The sequence below is a fragment of the Burkholderia sp. AU32262 genome (assembly GCF_020419985.1).
GTDB lineage: Bacteria > Pseudomonadota > Gammaproteobacteria > Burkholderiales > Burkholderiaceae > Burkholderia > Burkholderia semiarida.
In genome coordinates this window covers 132,506-149,924 of sequence record NZ_JAIZRS010000014.1, presented here as the reverse complement: position 1 = coordinate 149,924, position 17,419 = coordinate 132,506, and the positions used below count along the sequence as shown (strand labels likewise).

At 68.1% G+C, this 17,419-nt stretch carries 15 protein-coding genes and 1 other RNA gene; 6 read left to right on the top strand and 10 right to left on the bottom strand.

Annotated features, from left to right (window positions below; translation table 11 throughout):
* Nucleotides 1-101: 101 nt before the first annotated feature.
* Nucleotides 102-1,226: a ParB/Srx family N-terminal domain-containing protein gene (locus LGN10_RS18595; protein WP_226224556.1), complete on the top strand. Its 1,125-nt coding sequence runs from the start codon at nucleotides 102-104 to the stop codon at nucleotides 1,224-1,226.
* A gap of 61 nt (nucleotides 1,227-1,287) precedes the next feature.
* Here LGN10_RS18595 and LGN10_RS18590 read toward each other — a convergent pair whose 3' ends face one another.
* The 3 genes from LGN10_RS18590 to tyrS are packed head-to-tail and all read right to left on the bottom strand — an operon-like array spanning nucleotide 1,288 to nucleotide 3,673.
* Nucleotides 1,288-1,953 (bottom strand): histidine phosphatase family protein, encoded by a 666-nt coding sequence (locus LGN10_RS18590; protein ID WP_226224542.1) that lies wholly within the window; start codon nucleotides 1,951-1,953, stop codon nucleotides 1,288-1,290.
* A 23-nt stretch (nucleotides 1,954-1,976) separates the two neighbouring features.
* A complete protein-coding gene (dtd, locus tag LGN10_RS18585) occupies nucleotides 1,977-2,435 on the bottom strand; it encodes a D-aminoacyl-tRNA deacylase (RefSeq protein ID WP_226224541.1) in 459 nt (152 codons plus the stop codon).
* Nucleotides 2,432-3,673 (bottom strand): tyrosine--tRNA ligase, encoded by a 1,242-nt coding sequence (gene tyrS, locus LGN10_RS18580; RefSeq protein ID WP_059581097.1) that lies wholly within the window; start codon nucleotides 3,671-3,673, stop codon nucleotides 2,432-2,434. The genes dtd and tyrS overlap by 4 nt, the downstream gene beginning before the upstream one ends.
* A gap of 142 nt (nucleotides 3,674-3,815) precedes the next feature.
* Between tyrS and LGN10_RS18575 the strand changes: the two genes are divergently transcribed.
* Nucleotides 3,816-4,964, top strand: coding sequence for an anhydro-N-acetylmuramic acid kinase (locus LGN10_RS18575; RefSeq protein ID WP_089464541.1), 1,149 nt, complete (start codon nucleotides 3,816-3,818; stop codon nucleotides 4,962-4,964).
* Between the two features lie 107 nt (nucleotides 4,965-5,071).
* Here LGN10_RS18575 and erpA read toward each other — a convergent pair whose 3' ends face one another.
* From erpA to rplM, 4 genes are read right to left on the bottom strand one after another with little or no spacing between them, the layout of a single operon-like run.
* On the bottom strand, nucleotides 5,072-5,443 hold the full coding sequence (gene erpA, locus LGN10_RS18570; RefSeq protein ID WP_034187117.1) for an iron-sulfur cluster insertion protein ErpA: 372 nt from the start codon (nucleotides 5,441-5,443) through the stop codon (nucleotides 5,072-5,074).
* 19 nt (nucleotides 5,444-5,462) lie between these two features.
* The gene (locus LGN10_RS18565) at nucleotides 5,463-5,663 is read right to left on the bottom strand and encodes a hypothetical protein (protein ID WP_185723027.1); all 201 of its coding nucleotides are present in this window, start codon (nucleotides 5,661-5,663) and stop codon (nucleotides 5,463-5,465) included.
* Between the two features lie 9 nt (nucleotides 5,664-5,672).
* Nucleotides 5,673-6,065 carry a 30S ribosomal protein S9 gene (rpsI, locus tag LGN10_RS18560; RefSeq protein ID WP_011883283.1) on the bottom strand — a complete coding sequence of 131 codons (393 nt, stop codon included), beginning with the start codon at nucleotides 6,063-6,065 and terminating at the stop codon, nucleotides 5,673-5,675.
* A gap of 11 nt (nucleotides 6,066-6,076) precedes the next feature.
* A complete protein-coding gene (gene rplM, locus LGN10_RS18555; RefSeq protein ID WP_009687896.1) occupies nucleotides 6,077-6,505 on the bottom strand; it encodes a 50S ribosomal protein L13 in 429 nt (142 codons plus the stop codon).
* 311 nt (nucleotides 6,506-6,816) lie between these two features.
* Between rplM and LGN10_RS18550 the strand changes: the two genes are divergently transcribed.
* Both LGN10_RS18550 and LGN10_RS18545 read left to right on the top strand, forming a co-directional pair.
* On the top strand, nucleotides 6,817-7,122 hold the full coding sequence (locus LGN10_RS18550; protein WP_059581090.1) for a DUF1090 family protein: 306 nt from the start codon (nucleotides 6,817-6,819) through the stop codon (nucleotides 7,120-7,122).
* A gap of 410 nt (nucleotides 7,123-7,532) precedes the next feature.
* A complete protein-coding gene (locus tag LGN10_RS18545; RefSeq protein ID WP_012492957.1) occupies nucleotides 7,533-7,997 on the top strand; it encodes an OsmC family protein in 465 nt (154 codons plus the stop codon).
* Nucleotides 7,998-8,063: 66 nt separating this feature from the next.
* Here LGN10_RS18545 and rnpB read toward each other — a convergent pair.
* The 3 genes from rnpB to pyrC all read right to left on the bottom strand — a co-directional run bounded on the left by rnpB (nucleotide 8,064) and on the right by pyrC (nucleotide 10,439).
* Nucleotides 8,064-8,475, bottom strand: an RNA gene (rnpB, locus tag LGN10_RS18540) — RNase P RNA component class A.
* Nucleotides 8,476-8,487: 12 nt separating this feature from the next.
* Entirely contained in the window at nucleotides 8,488-9,378 is an 891-nt protein-coding gene (locus LGN10_RS18535; protein WP_226224540.1) for a DUF3025 domain-containing protein, read from the bottom strand.
* Complete coding sequence (gene pyrC, locus LGN10_RS18530; protein ID WP_226224539.1) at nucleotides 9,375-10,439, bottom strand: dihydroorotase; 1,065 nt, start codon at nucleotides 10,437-10,439, stop codon at nucleotides 9,375-9,377. Before pyrC ends, LGN10_RS18535 begins: the two co-directional genes overlap by 4 nt.
* A gap of 204 nt (nucleotides 10,440-10,643) precedes the next feature.
* Here pyrC and LGN10_RS18525 point away from each other — a divergent pair, with 204 nt between their 5' ends.
* Both LGN10_RS18525 and LGN10_RS18520 read left to right on the top strand, forming a co-directional pair.
* Nucleotides 10,644-11,558 carry a class II glutamine amidotransferase gene (locus LGN10_RS18525; RefSeq protein WP_179231711.1) on the top strand — a complete coding sequence of 305 codons (915 nt, stop codon included), beginning with the start codon at nucleotides 10,644-10,646 and terminating at the stop codon, nucleotides 11,556-11,558.
* Nucleotides 11,559-12,175: 617 nt separating this feature from the next.
* Nucleotides 12,176-17,407 (top strand): autotransporter outer membrane beta-barrel domain-containing protein, encoded by a 5,232-nt coding sequence (locus LGN10_RS18520; protein ID WP_226224538.1) that lies wholly within the window; start codon nucleotides 12,176-12,178, stop codon nucleotides 17,405-17,407.
* Nucleotides 17,408-17,419 lie beyond the last annotated feature (12 nt).

Genomic DNA, 17,419 nt, shown 5'->3' with positions numbered 1-17,419 from the left:
TGACACGCTCGCACCCGCGCACGGTCGCACGTCCGGCTCGTCACGCACGCCGGTGGCCCGCGCGGAGTTCCGCCTACCCGCTACGACACCCGATGCCCGTGATGCCACGCCTGCCGATCCGTCTCGCCCTTGCCGCCAGCCTGTCCGGCGTCCTCGCCCTCGCCGCGTGCGGAGGCGACGATGTCGCCGCCGTCGCACGCACGGATGCGCAACTGCCGTCCGGCGGCACGACGACGCCGGCTCCCACGCCGCCCGCAACCACCACGCCGCAAGCGGGCAAGTGGAAAGCCGCCCGCGCCGGCGATCTGCTCGACGTGACGCTAGGCGATCTCCATCCGACGCAGGGCGCGATCGGCTACGACCAGATTTACTACAAGCTCGGCCGCTACGAACTGCAGCCCGACAAGAAGTTCGACGACTTCTGCGCGGACGAGGGCCTCGGCGGCATCGCATCGGGCGGTTACACGACCCGATCGTCGCTGCGCGATCCGGCGAGCTACACGTGCGCGACGACCGACGCGACCGCCCGCGACCGCTCGGTGCTGAACCCCGTCGTGATCGGCCCGAACGGCGATACGCTGTACCTGACCGACGGCCACCACGGCCTGTCGACTTACTACGAGACGCCCGACGGCGGCCCGGCGCTGCACGTGCACGTCGTCGTCAAGGACAACCTCGGCGACTACTCGGGCGACGCGTTCTGGCAGCAGATGCAAAGCCGCGGCTATCTGCGCCTGAAGGACGGCGAAGGCAAGCCGATCGCGACCGCGCAACTGCCGAGCGGCCTCGGCCTGACGCTCGGGATGACGAACGACCGCTACCGGTCGCTCGTCTATTTCACGCGCGACATCGGCTACAGCAAACCCGCACAAGCAACCGACTACCTCGAGTTCTACTGGGCAGACTGGCTGCGGGCGCAGCCGGGCGCGTTCGCGCTGGCGAGCTACGACCTGACGCGCGGCGGCACGACCGTTCCCGATCCGGCGAAGGCCGACACGGGCTACCTGAATGCGGTCTGGAATGCGTCTGCGCGGATGGTCGCGGCCACGGACCCGGTGATCGACGGCAAGACGGGCGCCGAGCTCGGGCGCGCCGATGCGATCAACGGCGGGAAGAAATACAGCAAGGGGGAATTCGACAAGCTGCGCCAGCCGATCACGGCCGACAAGCCCGGCAAGATCGCGTACGCGCTCGACTACAAGACGCGTCACGGGCTGCCGCAGTAAGGGTCACGCCGGAAGAAAGCACGACCCCGGGAGCCGGCCAGGCCGGACGCGATTGGCGTGCTCAGAGCACCTTGCGGTACCCGTCGTCATCGTCGCTCGCGGCTTCGAGATGCGACACGTCGGCCCACCGCACGACCTGCGCGCGACCATCGACGTAATCGACGACGTTGATGCTGGTGTTGAGCAGTTGATAGTTGCGCGGCGCCGACAGCTCGATCCCGTTCGCGAAGCGATACACGCAATCGAGCACGCCACCATGCGCAACGCATGCGATCCGGCCGCCCGGATGCGCGGCGACGATCGGTTCGAGCGCATGCAGCACGCGGTGATAGAACGCACGCTGCGACTCGCCGCCCTCCGGCGCGAAACCCGGATCACGCGTCTGCCACACCGCATACGCGTCCGGAAACAGCGCCTCGATCTCGGTGCTGTCGTGCCCCTGGAACGCGCCGTACGAGCGCTCGCGCAACCCTTCGCGCAGCAGCAGCGGCAGCCCGAGCGCATCGGCGAACGGTTGGGCGGTCTGTTGCGCGCGCATCAGGTCGCTCGAATACACCGCGTCGATCCGCGCGCCGTCGCGGGCCTCGCGCGCGAGCCGCGCCGCCAGCCGCTGCGCCTGTGCGAGGCCCGTGTCGGCCAGCGGGATGTCGATATGCCCCTGGATGCGCTTGATGCGGTTCCAGGCCGTCTCGCCATGGCGGATGAAAAGAATCTGCGTGGTGGCCATCGCGGCGCGCCTCCGGGAAAGAATCAGGGCCGCACTTGCAGCCAGAACGTCACGGGGCCGTCGTTGACGAGCGACACCTGCATGTCGGCGCCGAACTCGCCCGTCTCGACGACGGGATGGCGCGCCCGCGCGGCCGCGACGAAATAGTCGAACAGCCGCGCGCCTTCGTCGGGCGGCGCGGCCGGCGTGAAGCTCGGACGCAGCCCGCTGTTGGTATCGGCCGCCAGCGTGAACTGCGACACGAGCAGCAGCCCGCCCGCGCGGCCTTCGCCGTCGATGTTCGACACCGGCAGGTTCATCTTGCCGGCTGCGTCGCTGAACACGCGGTAGCCGAGCAGCTTCGCGAGCAACTTGTCGGCCGCGGCCTCGGAATCGCCGCGCTCCGCGCAGACCAGCGCGAGCAGGCCCGCGCCGATCTCGCCCGTCGTGCGGCCGCCGACGCGGACGTCGGCGCGCGTCACGCGCTGGATCAGCGCGATCATGCGGTCAGCGTGACGCGTGCGAAGCGGCGCTTGCCAACCTGCACGACGAACTCGCCGGCCTCGACCTTCAGGCCCTTGTCCGACACGGTCGCGCCGTCGATCTTCACGCCGCCCTGCTCGATGTTGCGCAGCGCTTCGCTCGTCGACGGCACGAGGCCGGCCTGCTTCAGCAACTGGCCGATCGCCAGCGGCGCGCCGGCCAGCGTGACCGACGGAATGTCGTCCGGCACGCCGCCCTTCGCGCGATGGTTGAAGTCTTCCAGCGCACGCTCGGCATCGGCTTGCGAGTGGAACCGCGCGACGATTTCCTGCGCGAGCAGCACCTTGAAATCGCGCGGGTTACGGCCGCCTTCGGCCTCGCGCTTGAAGCCAGCGATCTCGTCGAGGCTGCGGAACGACAGCAGCTCGAAGTAACGCCACATCAGCGTGTCCGAGATGCTCATCAGCTTGCCGAACATGTCGGTCGGCTTCTCGCTGATGCCGACGTAGTTGCCCTTCGACTTCGACATCTTCTCGACGCCGTCGAGGCCTTCGAGCAGCGGCATCGTCAAAATGCACTGCTGTTCCTGGCCGTACTGCTTCTGCAGTTCGCGGCCGACCAGCAGGTTGAACTTCTGGTCGGTGCCGCCGAGCTCGAGATCGGCGTTCAGCGCGACCGAATCGTAGCCCTGCATCAGCGGGTACAGGAATTCGTGGATCGAGATCGGCACGCCGCCCTGGAAGCGCTTCGTGAAATCCTCGCGCTCGAGAATCCGCGCGACCGTGTAGCGCGACGCGAGCTTGATCATCCCGTCCGCGCCGAGCGGCATCGACCATTCGCTGTTGTAGCGGATCTCGGTCTTGTCGCGATCGAGCACGAGCGCGGCCTGCTCGAAGTAGGTCTTCGCGTTCGATTCGATCTGCTCGCGCGTGAGCGGCGGGCGCGTCGCGTTGCGGCCCGACGGATCGCCGATCAGCGACGTGAAATCGCCGATCAGGAAGATCACCGTGTGACCGAGGTCCTGCAACTGCCGCATCTTGTTCAGCACGACCGTATGGCCGATGTGGATGTCCGGTGCGGTCGGGTCGAGGCCGAGCTTGATGCGCAGCGGCGTGCCGGTGGCGGCGCTGCGCGCGAGCTTCTGCGCGAACTCTTCCTCGATCAGCAGCTCGTCGACGCCGCGCTTCGTGACGGCGAGCGCATGCCGGACTTCGTCGGTGATCGGGAAAACGGGCTTGGAACTGGGTTCGGTGCTCATCGGTGCCAGGAAGAATGTCGCAAAAACAGGGATTTTCCCATAACTTGCGCGCGCATCGCTTAACGACGCGTCGCGTTGCGCGGATAATCGGGCGCAAGGCGCGCGGCACCGGCCCGCGCCGCACGATCCAGGAGAATCCAACGTGCCGCAACGACAGCCGCAGCATGCCGATCCGGCAGACGGCATCTACTTCGGGCTGATGTCGGGAACCAGCATGGACGGCGTCGACGGTGTCGCCGTGCGTTTCGAGGCCGGCCGCGCGCCGGTCGTGCTCGCCGAAGCGTTCGTCGGCTTCGCGCAATCGCTGCGCGACGCACTGTTCGCGCTGCAGCAGCCGGGCGACAACGAGATCGACCGCGAATCGCTCGCGGCGAATGCGCTCGTCGCGCGCTATGCGGTGTGCTGCCATGAATTGCAGCGCACGGCCGGGCTGTCGCGCGACGAGATCCGCGCGATCGGCGTGCACGGCCAGACGGTGCGCCACCGCCCCGAGCGCGGCTACACGCGCCAGCTCAACAATCCGGCGCTGCTGGCCGAGCTGACCCAGGTCGACGTGATCGCCGATTTCCGCAGCCGCGATGTGGCGGCCGGCGGCCACGGCGCGCCGCTCGCGCCGGCCTTCCACGCGACGGTGTTCGGCGCGCCGGGCGAAACGCGGGTCGTGTGCAATCTCGGCGGGATCAGCAACATCACGATCCTGCCCGGCGCGGGCGGCGACGTGCGCGGCTTCGACTGCGGCCCCGCGAATGCGCTGATCGACGCATGGGCGACCCGCCATCTGGGCAAGCCGTACGACGACGGCGGAAAGTTCGCCGCACGCGGCGCCATCCACGCGGCGCTGCTCGATGCGCTGCTCGACGAACCGTATTTCACCGCGCCGCCGCCGAAGAGCACCGGGCGCGACCTGTTCAATCCCGCGTGGCTCGATGCGAAGCTCGCCGCATTCCCGCAGGTGGCGCCGGAGGACGTACAGGCCACGCTCACCGCGCTCACCGCCGTGTCGGTGGCGCGCGAAATCGCGCAGCACGCACCGGGCTGCAAGGCCGTTTTCGTCTGCGGCGGCGGCGCACGCAATCCGGTGCTGCTCGACGCGCTTCGGCACGCGCTAGGCGAGGCCGGCGTGCCGGCCACCGTCGACACGACGGCCGCGCTCGGCGTGCCGCCGCAGCAGGTCGAAGCGCTCGCGTTCGCGTGGCTTGCGTACCGCTTCACCGCGCGCCAGCCCGGCAATCTCGCGACGGTCACCGGCGCGGCCGCCAACCGCGTGCTCGGCGCGCTCTATCCGCGCTGATGCGGTACCCGGCCTGTCGCGGGCGCTGCAGGACGAGCGCGCATTAAAAAACGGGGCACGAAGCCCCGTTTTTCATTCCGGCGAACCGGCGCGGATCAGTCGTGCGTTCAGACCGAGAACGACGAACCGCACCCGCAGGTGGTGGTCGCGTTCGGGTTCTTGATCACGAACTGGGCGCCGTTGAGGTCGTCCTTGTAGTCGATCTCGGCGCCGACCAGGTACTGGTAGCTCATCGAGTCGATCAGGAGCTGGACGCCGTTCTTGTCCATCACGGTGTCGTCCTCGTTGACTTCCTCGTCGAACGTGAAGCCATACTGGAAGCCCGAGCAGCCGCCACCCTGCACGAACACGCGCAGCTTCAGGTCGGGATTGCCCTCTTCGTCGATCAATTGCTTGACCTTGTCGGCCGCGGCGTCGGTGAAGACGAACGGCAGCGGCATATCGGTCGTCGTTGCTGCGGATTCGGTAACAGCGTTCATTCGAACTCTCCAAAAAGCTTTAGCCGCTATTGTAGGGCCGATCAGAAGATCGTGCTGATGTCCATGAAATCAATAGGTTCTTGTCGATTTCGTCAAGCGTGCCTGCACGGGCGGCCGCCACGGCGGCCCGGGCGTGGGTAAACCAGCGGGCATAAAAAAACCGCCAGCGTGAAAGCTGGCGGTTTTCCCGGCGGACGCCGCCCGAAAGCGGCGAGGCCATGAAGCGGAATTAACGCTTCGAGAACTGCTTCGCGCGGCGTGCCTTGCGCAGACCGACCTTCTTACGCTCGACTTCACGTGCATCGCGCGTGACGAAGCCTGCGTTCGACAGCGACGGCTTCAGCGTCGCATCGTAGTCGATCAGTGCACGGGTGATGCCGTGGCGCACTGCGCCTGCCTGACCCGTTTCGCCGCCGCCGTTGACGTTGACCTTGATGTCGAACGTCTGGCCGTGGTTCGTGAGTTCCAGCGGCTGGCGCACGATCATCAGCGACGTTTCGCGCGAGAAGTAGTCAGCGATGGGCTTGCCGTTGACGATGATGTCGCCCTTGCCAGCCTTGATGAAGACACGTGCGACTGCGCTCTTGCGGCGGCCCGTGCCGTAGTTCCAGTTACCGATCATGTGGGCTCCCCTTAGATCTCGAGCGCCTTCGGCTGTTGAGCCGAATGCGGATGCGTCGCTTCTGCGTAGACCTTCAGCTTCTTGATCATCGCGTAGCCGAGCGGGCCCTTCGGCAGCATGCCCTTGACCGCCTTCTCGAGCGCGCGGCCCGGGAAGCGTTCCTGCATCTTGCCGAACGTCGTTTCATAGATACCGCCCGGGTAGCCCGAGTGACGGTAGTACTTCTTGTCCAGCGTCTTGTTGCCCGTGACCTTCAACTTGCTCGCGTTGATGATGATGATGAAATCACCAGTGTCGACGTGCGGGGTGAACTCAGGCTTGTGCTTGCCGCGCAGACGGCGTGCCACTTCGCTGGCAACACGGCCGAGAACCTTATCCGTCGCGTCAATCACGTACCATTCGCGCGTCACCTCATGGGCTTTTGCGGAAAACGTCTTCATGATCGATCCAAAAAAAATGCTTTGCCCGATGTGTTCTTCCTGCTTGTCTGTGTGCGCTTCGAGGCGCGGTGCAGGCTCTCCCTGTTCTTTTTCCGTGGGCATGAATGCGGAAAAGCCCTGAATTATAAAGGAAATACGGCTGCGTGGTCAAAGAGAATCCACGCCCCGTGTTCGCGGCGGCCGAAATGGGCCAAAATTCGATCGTGCCCCGACAAGCCAGGCGAACCGAGCGCCTGAGGCGGCACCCATCGACGCGCGGCACATGACCTTGCCGCGCCAGACCGGCCGAACCCGAAAAACAACAAACCAGCATGATGAAACAACGACTCACGCCCTTCCTCGCGGCCGCCCTGGTGGCCGCGGCGGCGCCCGCCGTCGCCGCCGGCTCCGGCTGCGAAGCCAAGCTCGAGGCGCTCGATGCACGCATCGCCGAAGCCCGAACCGCCCACGCCGAAGACCGCATCGCGCGCCTGCGCGCGGTGCGCGAACGCGTGCGCCACTTCTGCGCACGCGGCCACGGCGACGCATCGGCTGCCCATGCGCCGGCGACCGATGCCGGCTCGCGCGGCACGCCGCCCGACGCGACGTCGCAGCCGGCCGCGCGACAGCCGGCGTGACGATCGCGGCGCGCGCAAACCGTGCGCCGACGTTTGCATGGGACGAAAAAAAGCCCGAACGGCTGGTTCGGGCTTAATCCACCTTAGGAGGAGGGTGGAGGAGACATTCGGAGGTTGCCGCAGCGCGACAACCAATGGATCTCATTATACGAATACCCCGCCGACTTCGCAAGAAAATTTGCATTGCGAAATAGGATCTCACGATACGAGATATCGGCCGACGCGTTCATAAAAACAAATTCCTGTTGCAAATCAAAGGCATAAATACGTCAGACATGATTCAAAATCGCCCGCACCTAGAGCAAAACCCCTAAATCCGACAGGGAAATCGCCACGCGTCGCTCCGCTCGCGATGCACGGGCATTGCACGTCGTGCAGCGCATCAGCCGACCGTTGCGCCACGGGCTACAATGCCGGATCGAATCCGAATCAGGCAACGCTGGAGTGCAAGCATGGAATGCAAAGTAAGCTGGATGGGTCAGGACGGCATGGCGTTTTCCGCCGAGACCGGCAGCGGCCATCTCGTCACGATGGACGGCGCGCCCGAAGGCGGCGGCCACAACCTCGCGCCGCGTCCGATGGAAATGGTGCTGCTCGGCACCGGCGGCTGCACGGCCTATGACGTCGTGCTGATCCTGAAGAAGAGCCGCCAGGAAGTGACCGGCTGCTCGGTCACGCTGAAGGCCGAGCGCGCGAGCGAGGATCCGAAGGTGTTCACGAAGGTGCATTTCCACTTCACGGTCACCGGCCGCAACCTGAACCCGGCCACGGTCGAGCGCGCGATCAACCTGTCGCACGACAAGTACTGCTCGGCGTCGATCATGATCGCGAAGACGGCCGAACTCACGCATTCGTTCGACATCGTCGCCGCCTGAGCACAGGGCGCGCGCATGAGAAAAGGGCCGGCGCCCCGTGGGAGCGCCGGCCCTTTCGCATTCGAACGGCAAAGCAGGCCGATAAGCCGGATTCTGTGCACGCTGCGCACCGGAGCGCGCAACGCGTGGCAGTCATTCCTCTAGGCGCGCCATTGCTGACGCGCTCAAGCTTCCTACCCGCAGACGAGACGGGGGCCCCGTCCTGCATCCGAAGATGCGCGCCTGCCTACTTGGAATTGCTCCGGGTGGAGGTTACCGTGCCGGCGAACGTCGCCGTCGCCGCGGTGCGCTCTTACCGCACCGTTTCACCCTTACCTGATCCCGGCTTGCGCCGGGCCATCGGCGGTTTGCTTTCTGTTGCCCTGTTCCGCGTGTCGCCACGGATGGCCGTTAGCCATCACCCTGCCCTGTGGAGTCCGGACTTTCCTCGCCCCCGCGCGCCCGAAGGCGCCGAGGCCGCGACTGCCTGGCCTGCTTTGCGACGCGCATTCTAGCACTGCGCGCCGCCGTCGGCAGCGCGCGAGCGGCGGCCGCGGCGAAACACGGCCGGATCGTCGTAGAACGCGGGGTCGGCGTTCGCCGCCCACCAGCCCGGCACGCCGAGCACCGGCAGCGGCGCGAAATCGCGGGGCGTCAGCGCGCGCGTCGCGAGTTCGGCGGCGATTCGCGCGTCGACGTGCGCGATCCGTTGCGCGTCGGGCCATGAAAAATAGTCGGCGCTCACTTCGACGATCCATGCGTGCGCGGTGCAGGACTTGTAAGGCGCGACGAGCTGTTCGAGGAGCGCGTGGCCGACGAGCCGCGCCTCGCAGCGCGTGCCCCACGCACCGCGCGCGGCCACCAGCAGCCGCGCCCAGTCGAAGCCGCGGAGCGCATCGGCGAGCGTGCGCTCGGCGGTGACGAACAGCGCGCCGTTCTCGTCGAACAGCGTGAGTGCATCGCGCAACGTGCCGCGTACGGGGCCGACGCCGCCCGCCGCGTCGATCGCGGCGGCCTGGCGGGCGTTCAGCGCGGCCTTGGTGCGCGGGTACGCGAACCAGACGAGCGCATTGAAGAAGTCGTGAAGATTATGGCGGGTCGGCACGCCGCCGGTGCTCGCGATATGGGTCTCGTACGCGACGCCGGCCGGCAGCCCGGCCTGCGGCACGAAGCGCAGCGGCCTGCCGCGACCGGTGACGCGATCGCCGCCTCGCGACACGCCGGCCAACGCGCCGTTCAACGCATCGAGCAGCGCGGCCTCGCCCGCACGGGCGGCCGCCTGCCACACGCGGCCGGGCTCCGCGTACGGCGCGAGCCACGGCGCGGACCAGTCGATCCGCGCGAAATCCGCCGCCGGGCGCCCGGCCGCGGGGCCGGATCCGCGCGGCGGCGCGCCGCTCACACGAGCTTCCAGCCGATCGTCTCGCCGCCGCGCAGCGGCACGACCGGCGTGTCGCCCGCGAAGATCTCGCGCGGCAGCTCCCATGCCTCACGGTGCAGCGTGACCGTCTCCGCGCTGCGCGGCAGCCCGTAGAAATCGGCGCCGAAGAAGCTCGCGAAGCCTTCCAGCTTGTCGAGCGCGCCGGCCGTGTCGAACGCTTCCGCGTACAGTTCGAGCGCGTGCAGCGCCGTATAGCAGCCCGCGCAGCCGCACGCGGTTTCCTTCGCGCCGCGCGCGTGCGGCGCGCTGTCGGTGCCGAGGAAGAAGCGCGGGTTGCCCGACGTCGCGGCCTCGACCAGCGCCACGCGATGCGTCTCGCGCTTCAGCACCGGCAGGCAGTAGTAATGCGGGCGAATCCCGCCGACGAACAGCGCGTTGCGGTTGTACAGCAGGTGGTGCGCGGTGATCGTCGCGCCGAGCAGGCCGGGCGCCGCGTCGGCATCGCGCACGTAATCGGCCGCGTCCTTCGTCGTGATGTGCTCGAACACGACCTTCAGGCCCGGGAAATCGCGGCGCAGCGGCGTCATCACGCGGTCGATGAACACCTTCTCGCGGTCGAACAGGTCGATCGACGCATCGGTCACCTCGCCGTGCACGAGCAGCGGCATGCCGGTTTCCTGCATCGCCTCGAGCGTCTTCGCGCATTTCGCGAGATCGGTGACGCCGTGGTCGGAATTCGTCGTGGCGCCCGCCGGGTACAGCTTCACGCCGTGCACGAAGCCGCTTTCGCGCGCGCGGCGGATTTCGTCGGGCGGCGTATTGTCGGTCAGGTACAGCGTCATCAGCGGTTCGAACGTCATCCCGGCCGGGAGCGCGGCGAGGATGCGCTCGCGATAGGCCTGCGCCTGCGCGGTGGTCGTGACGGGCGGCTTCAGGTTCGGCATGACGATGGCGCGGCCGAACTGGCGGGCGGTGTGCGGCAGCACGGCGGCGAGCATGTCGCCGTCTCGCAGGTGCAGGTGCCAGTCGTCGGGACGGGCGAGCGAAAGCGTCGCCGGGGAGGAAGCGTTCGAGGCAGTCATAGGAGGCGTCGTGAGGAACGGGCTTGCCATCGGCGGGGCCGGAACGCGCGTGCGCGGGCCGACTGACGGCAAACCGCAACACGGGGCCTTTGGCCAGCGGAATCCGCTTTTTACCGCTCAGGGCTCGGTGATATGCTAGAAGCCGCATTGTACCGGGGTTCGCCCGGTTCGTTACCCCCGCTTCAGCCTGCCGCCCCACGTAAAATGTGCCAACTCCTTGGAATGAACTGCGCCGCGCCGACGGACGTCACATTCTCCTTCACAGGTTTCGCGGCCCGGGGCGGGCTCACCGATCACCATGCCGACGGCTGGGGCATCGCGTTCTTCGAGGACAAGGCCTGTCGCCTCTTCATCGATCACCAGGCATCGGCCACGTCGCCGATCGCCGAAATGGTGAAACGCTACCCGATCAAGTCCAAGAACACGATCGCGCACATCCGCAAGGCGACGCAAGGGCACATCCTGCTCGAGAACAGCCATCCGTTCATGCGCGAGCTGTGGGGCCGGCACTGGATCTTCGCGCATAACGGCGACCTGCAGGACTACGCGCCGGACATGGACGGCAGCGTCTATCATCCGGTCGGCACGACCGACAGCGAACAGGCGTTCTGCGTGCTGATGCAGGGGTTGCGCGAGGCCTTTCCCGGCGCGCAGCCGCCGCTGCCCGAGCTGTTCGAGCGGGTCGGCGAACTGACGCGCGGCATCACCGATCACGGCGTGTTCAACTTCCTGATGTCGAACGGCCAGGCGCTCTTCGCGCACTGCTCGACGCGGCTGCACTACCTCGTGCGGCGCTGGCCGTTCTCGACCGCGCATCTCGTCGACGAAGACCTGTCGATCGATTTCGCGAAATACACGACGCCCGAGGATCGCGTCGCGGTGATCGCGACGCAGCCGCTCACCGACAACGAGGTCTGGACCGCGTTCGAGCCGGGCGAGCTGATCATGTTCCAGTGCGGCGACGTCGCCGCGCGGATGCGGATTCCGGTGCCCGAGCGCGTGCTCGAGAAGCTGCGCAACCCGTCGCTCGACGCGTCGGCATCGGCGCCGCGCACGGCGGTTCGCGAAGCGCTCGCCACCGCGGCCGACGGCGACGCCGACGACGCGATCGATTTCTGAAACCCGGCGCGGTACCGGCCGCGCCTGCTTTCTGCTCATTTCCTGCCTGCTGCGCGAACTTCATGCCGCGCAACCGGCCACGCCCGCCATCGGCGCAAATCGCCCGCTCCAGCCAATACGGTTTCACTTCGGCCGCCGACCGGCGCAAATCGCCCGATGCCGCACGACATTCGCTTGATTTTATTAATTGACGAGCGAAAGTAAAATAGCAGAGGGAATCAAATAAATAACCCTCAATTAAAACAGGATCCCGCACCGGCATTTTAGCGTATCGCGCCTGCGGGAACCGTGCGCTATCCCACCTACTCCTGCAACCCTTCCGGATTTTCACGCACCGCCCCAACCGCCGCCCCCACCACGGCTTTCGGTTCGATTAACCACACAAATCAAAAATACCACGCATTACGGTTCGCATCATTACAGTTTCCGGCTTATCGATAATCGACGGCCACTCGAATCAGTAGACTCCGCCCATCCTCGGTGTCAACGAAACACGATTGGCGCGACACGCAGCCATAGCCGCCGCACGCCCCCTTCGGATCATTTCTCCACCGCGGAATGCGAATTCGCCGAATGGCGGCGAATACCACGTCAAAAAGAAGAAAGAGGGGTATGTCGTGAATCACTCATTTCGATCGATATGGAGCGAAGCCGCCGGCTGCTGGGTCGCGGTGGCGGAAACGACTCGCGCGCGCGGCAAGCGCTCGGGCGCCGAATCGGGCACGGGCCGTCGCGCAGCGGCACTCGGCGCGTTGCTGGCCGCGCTGTCGGTCGGCGCCGCGCATGCATCGACGTGCGGCGGCGGTACGGCCATCGCGAACGGCGGCACCTGCGCGCTCGACAGTTTCAGCCCGACCCTCAACGACAACCTGGCCGGCTCCGCCACCGTGTCCGGCGGCGATACCGTCGGCGTGTCGGGCGCATGGAGCGCCGCCGCGGGCGACCCGGGCTACGCGCTCACGCCGATCGGGAGCACGACCCTCGTGTCGGGCAACCCGAACCAGGCGCTGCTGTCGCTCGGCGGCAAGACGCACAGCGTCAGCACGCCCGACTCGATCACCCGCACCCACACGTCGGTCGCGACCTACGATTCGTCCGCGTTCTCCGCGTCGACGGCCGGCGCGACCGAGGTGCCCGTCTACCACGACGTGAACGGCGATCAGTATGTGAACACGCGCATCGGCACCGTCGCCGCCACCGGCGGTACGCTCAACGTGTCGATCGGCAATGCGGCGAATGCCCCCGATGCGCCGGGCAACGCGATCTCGATGGCCGCGAAGGCGACCGACCTTACCGTCGCGGACGGCACGGGTGCCGCGGCAAGCACCGTCAACTGGAATTCGCGCAACCAGATCCGGTTCACCACCGGCGACTACCTGGCGGACGGCGGCGCGGTCGGCACCCGCCAGCTCGACGTGCCGGCCTACGCGGGCACCTTCACCGCATTCGACGGCAGCACGTGGCAGGTGACCGACGCCGCGTCGCTCGCCGCGTACAACGATTTTCTCGTGCGCTCGGTGCAAAGCGGCGCGCTCGGCTCGCAGGCCGCCTACGACAGCGCGTTCGGCCAGGCCGTCACGTTCTCGCAGCAAGCCTTCCAGTATCGGAACGACGTGTCCGCGGGCGACAAGAACACGCTGCCGATCGATTTCCTGTCGGTGATGCACGGCACGGGCGCGAACGCGACGCTGCAGATCGGCAAGGACGGCCAGATCGACTTTCGCGGCACCAACACGATCGTGTCGAGCTCGGCCGTCCTCGCGGAAAACGGCGCGCACTTCATCAACGACGGCCGCCTGTCGGGCGACTTCACGCTGGTGCGCCTGCTGAGCGGCGCAAGCGGCGTCAACAACGGCGTGATTTCGTCCGGGTACGCGTCCGGCGACGACTTCGACACGAGCGGCAGCGCGCCGCCGAACAACTTCAACTACAACGCGTACACCGAAGGCGCCGGCGTGTTCGCGAACGGCGCGGGCACGTCGTTCGTCAACAACGGCGTAATGAACGTCGGCGCGTGGACGCTGGACGGCAACCGGCCCGACCTGCAGAACTACGCGGTCGCCGTGACGGACGGCGCAACGGCGTCGAACGCCGGCACGATCAATGTCGGCGTCAATGCGACGACGCTCGACAGCCAGGTGATCGGCGGCCTCGTCGCCGGCGGCCGCTTCACGAACGAAGCCGGCGGCACGATCTATCTGGGCCGCGCCGCGCAGTACGCGCCCGGCCAGACGGCAAACGACGTCGCACTCGCCGCGCACGCGTACGGCATCCTGCTCGGCGCGTCGGGCACCGCGAGCAATCTCGGCACGATCGTGATCGGCACGCAGACGCAAAACGGCGCCGCGCTGGCGAGCATCGGCTCGAGCTCCGGCACGCTGACCAACGCGGGCGCGATCGTCGTCAACGGCGCCGCGCCCGGCACGCCGCTCGCCAACGTCGGCATGCTGGCCGTCGACACCGCCGCGACCGTGACCAACACGGGCACGATCACGCTGAATGGCGTGAACGGCATCGGCATCATGGTCGTCGGGACCGGCGCGAACGCGACGGCCGCGACGTCGACCGGCACGATCGACGTCGCCGGCGGCCTCGATCCCGCGTCGGGCACGCGCAACTACGGCGTCTGGGCCGAAGGGCCGCGCGCGAAGGCCACGCTCGACGGAGCGCTGAACCTGACGGGCACCGGCGCGATCGGCGTGCATGCGCGTTCGGGCGCGACGATCGACGTCGGTGCGAACGCCGTGCCGGCCTTCATGTCCGGCACGAACCAGATCGGCTTCTACGCATACGGTGCAGGCTCGAAAATCAACGTCGCCGCGCAGCATCTGGGCGTCGACACCGACGATTCGACGCTGTTCCGCGTCGCGGGCGGCGCGGCCTACACAGGCGCGTCGGCGGCCGGCGCGCTGACGACCGACGTCAACGGCCAGCGGGCGCGCGGCGTACTCGCGACCGACGCCGGCACCACGCTGTCGACCGGCAACGCGGTCTACCACGTCAACGGCGCGAACGGCATCGCGATCGCGGTCGAAGGCGGCGCGAAGGGCTCGATCGACGCCGGTGCGACGATCAACCTGAACGCGGCCGGCGCGACCGCAGGCGTGGTGGACGGGCAGGCGCACGACCTCGCCGGCGCGAATGCCGGCGCGCCGGTCGCGACGACGCTCACCAACCACGCCGCCGTCACGTCGTCGACCGCCGGCGTGACCGGTTTCATCGCGCAGAACCTCGGCACGCTCGAGAATCGCAGCACGATATTGCTGACCGGCGCCGGCTCGACGGGCGTCGTGGCCGGCACGCTCGGCACGGTGAACAATGCGTCGACGATCCGCGTCGCCAACGGCACCGGCGCGCTCGTGCAAGGCGCGTCGGCCACGCTCGCCAACGCAGGCTCGATCGAGGCCGACGACGGCGTCGCGGGCGTGCGCCTGACGGGGGCCGGCGCATCGGTCGCGCTGTCGGGCGCCGGCACCGTCGTCGCGAACGGCAGCGCCGACGGCGTGCTGATCGACTCGACCGTCACGGGCGGCGGCATCGCGGCCGGCGCGACGTCGATCGCGGTCGGCGGATCGGGCAGCGCGATCCGCAACCTCGGTGCGAATGCAACGATCGCGCTGTCCGGCACGCAGATCGCGACGACCGGCAACGGCGCCGCCGGCCTCACGTCGACCGGCGCGGGCGCGCGCATCGCGACCGATGCGGCCACGGTCGTCCGTACGACGGGCGCCGATGCGCGCGGCCTGTTCGTGTCGGGCGCCGATTCCACGCTCGCGGCCAACGGGACGACCGTCGCGACGACCGGCGCGAACGCCCATGCGATCGTCATGGACGGCGGCGCGACGGCCCTGCTGTCGGGTGCGAAAGTCGCCGCGTCGGGCAATGCGGCCGACGCCATCGTCGCGCAAGACGGCGGGCGCATCGCCGATACGGGTTCGTCGCTCGCCAGCGCGGCCGGCAACGGCGCAACGGCGAACAGCGGCGGCGTGCTCGCATTGACCGGCACGACGCTCACGGGCGCGACGGCCGGCGTACTGACGTCGGACACGCTCGCGAACGGCGCGACCAGCTCGGTGCTCGTCGACGGCGGCAGCGTGACGTCCGTCACCGGGCCGGCCTTCGCCGCGCGCGGCGGCACGGCCGACATCGCGGTGCGCAACGGCACGGTCGTGACGGCCGGCAACGGCACGCTGCTGAACCTCGCGAACGGCAGCAACGTGACGTTCGACGCATCGGCGGTGAACCTCGCGGGCGACATCGTTTCCGACGCGTCGAGCACCGGCAACGTGTTCCTCGCGAACGGCACGACGCTGACCGGGAAGATCGACCCGGTCGCGCTGACCGTCGACGGCACGAGCACGTGGCGCATGACGGGCAGCTCGGTGCTGAGCAGCCTGAACAACGCGGGCCTCGTCGCGTTCGCCGCGCCGACCGGCTCGCCGACGCTGACGGGCAGCTACAAGACGCTGACGACCGGCGGCTACGTCGGCAGCGGCGGCACGATCGCGCTGAACACGTATCTCGGCGCCGACGCGTCGCCGACCGACCGTCTGATCGTGAACGGCGGCACGGCGAGCGGCACGACCGGCCTGAAGATCGCCAACACGGCCGGCACCGGCGCGCAGACGACCGGCGACGGGATTCCCGTGGTCGTCACGGCCAACGGCGGCACGACCGCCGCGTCCGCGTTCCATCTCGCCGGCCCGGTACAGGCCGGCGCGTACGAATACCGGCTCTATCGCGGCGGGCAAGGCGATGCGAACGGCTGGTACCTGCGTTCGCAGCTCGACCCGGCCGACCCCGGCGACCCGATCCACCCGTCCGGCGGCGGCGACGGCGGCACCAACGGAAACGGGAATGGCAACGGCGGCGCGCTCGCGTATCGTCCGGGCGTCTCCGGCTACGCGATGACGCCGCTGCTGAACGCCGACTACGGCTTTTCGACGCTCGGCAGGCTGCACGAGCGCGTCGGCGACGTCTACAACGTCGAGAAGCAGGCGCCGGGCAATCGCGACGGCGTGTGGGGGCGCATCGGCGGCCAGAGCCTGGATGCGAACGCGGGCCGTTTCTCCGCCGACGAGCGCACGTTCTTCGCGCAATTCGGCAAGGACTGGACCCTCGACCAGGCGCCGGACGGCGCCGGCAGCACGCATGCGGGCGTGACGGCCAGCATCGGCGTGTCGAACGCGAGCTTCAGCGACATGGCGCGCGCCGGCTCGCCCACCCTGTCGACGTCGACGGGCTCGGTCGAGATGCACGCGCAGAGCGTCGGCGGCTACTGGACGCGCTACCTGTCCGACGGCACCTACTTCGACAGCGTCGGCCAGGTCACGCACTACGGCAACCGCTACCGCGACAGCTACGGCAACGAAGCGTCGCAGAACGGCTTCGGCGTCGCGCTGTCGCAGGAAGTCGGCAAACCGTTCGCGATCGGCACGCTGCCGGTCGCGGTCGAGCCGCAGGCGCAATTGATGGTTCAGTACCTGAAGCTGAACGGGTTCAACGACAACGTGTCGGCCGTATCGGGCACGACGTCGAATGCGCTGCGCGGCCGCGTCGGCGTGCGCATCTTCCGGCCGAACCTCCAGTCGGACGCGGGCGGCGGCGCCGCGACGCCGTACTTCACGGCCGACGTGCTGCACGACTTCCTGTCGCCGGGGCAAACCGTGGTCGGCGGCACGCCGTTCGCGACGCATCTCGGGCGCACCTGGTACGAGCTCGGCGTCGGCGTGACCGCCGGCTTCGGCAAGTCGGGCGAGCTGTACGCGAATGCGAAGATCGCGCGCAACATCGGCGGCGATTACCGGCGCGGGATCGTCGGGCAGGTCGGCTACCGGTACAGCTGGTAACGCCCGGCGGCG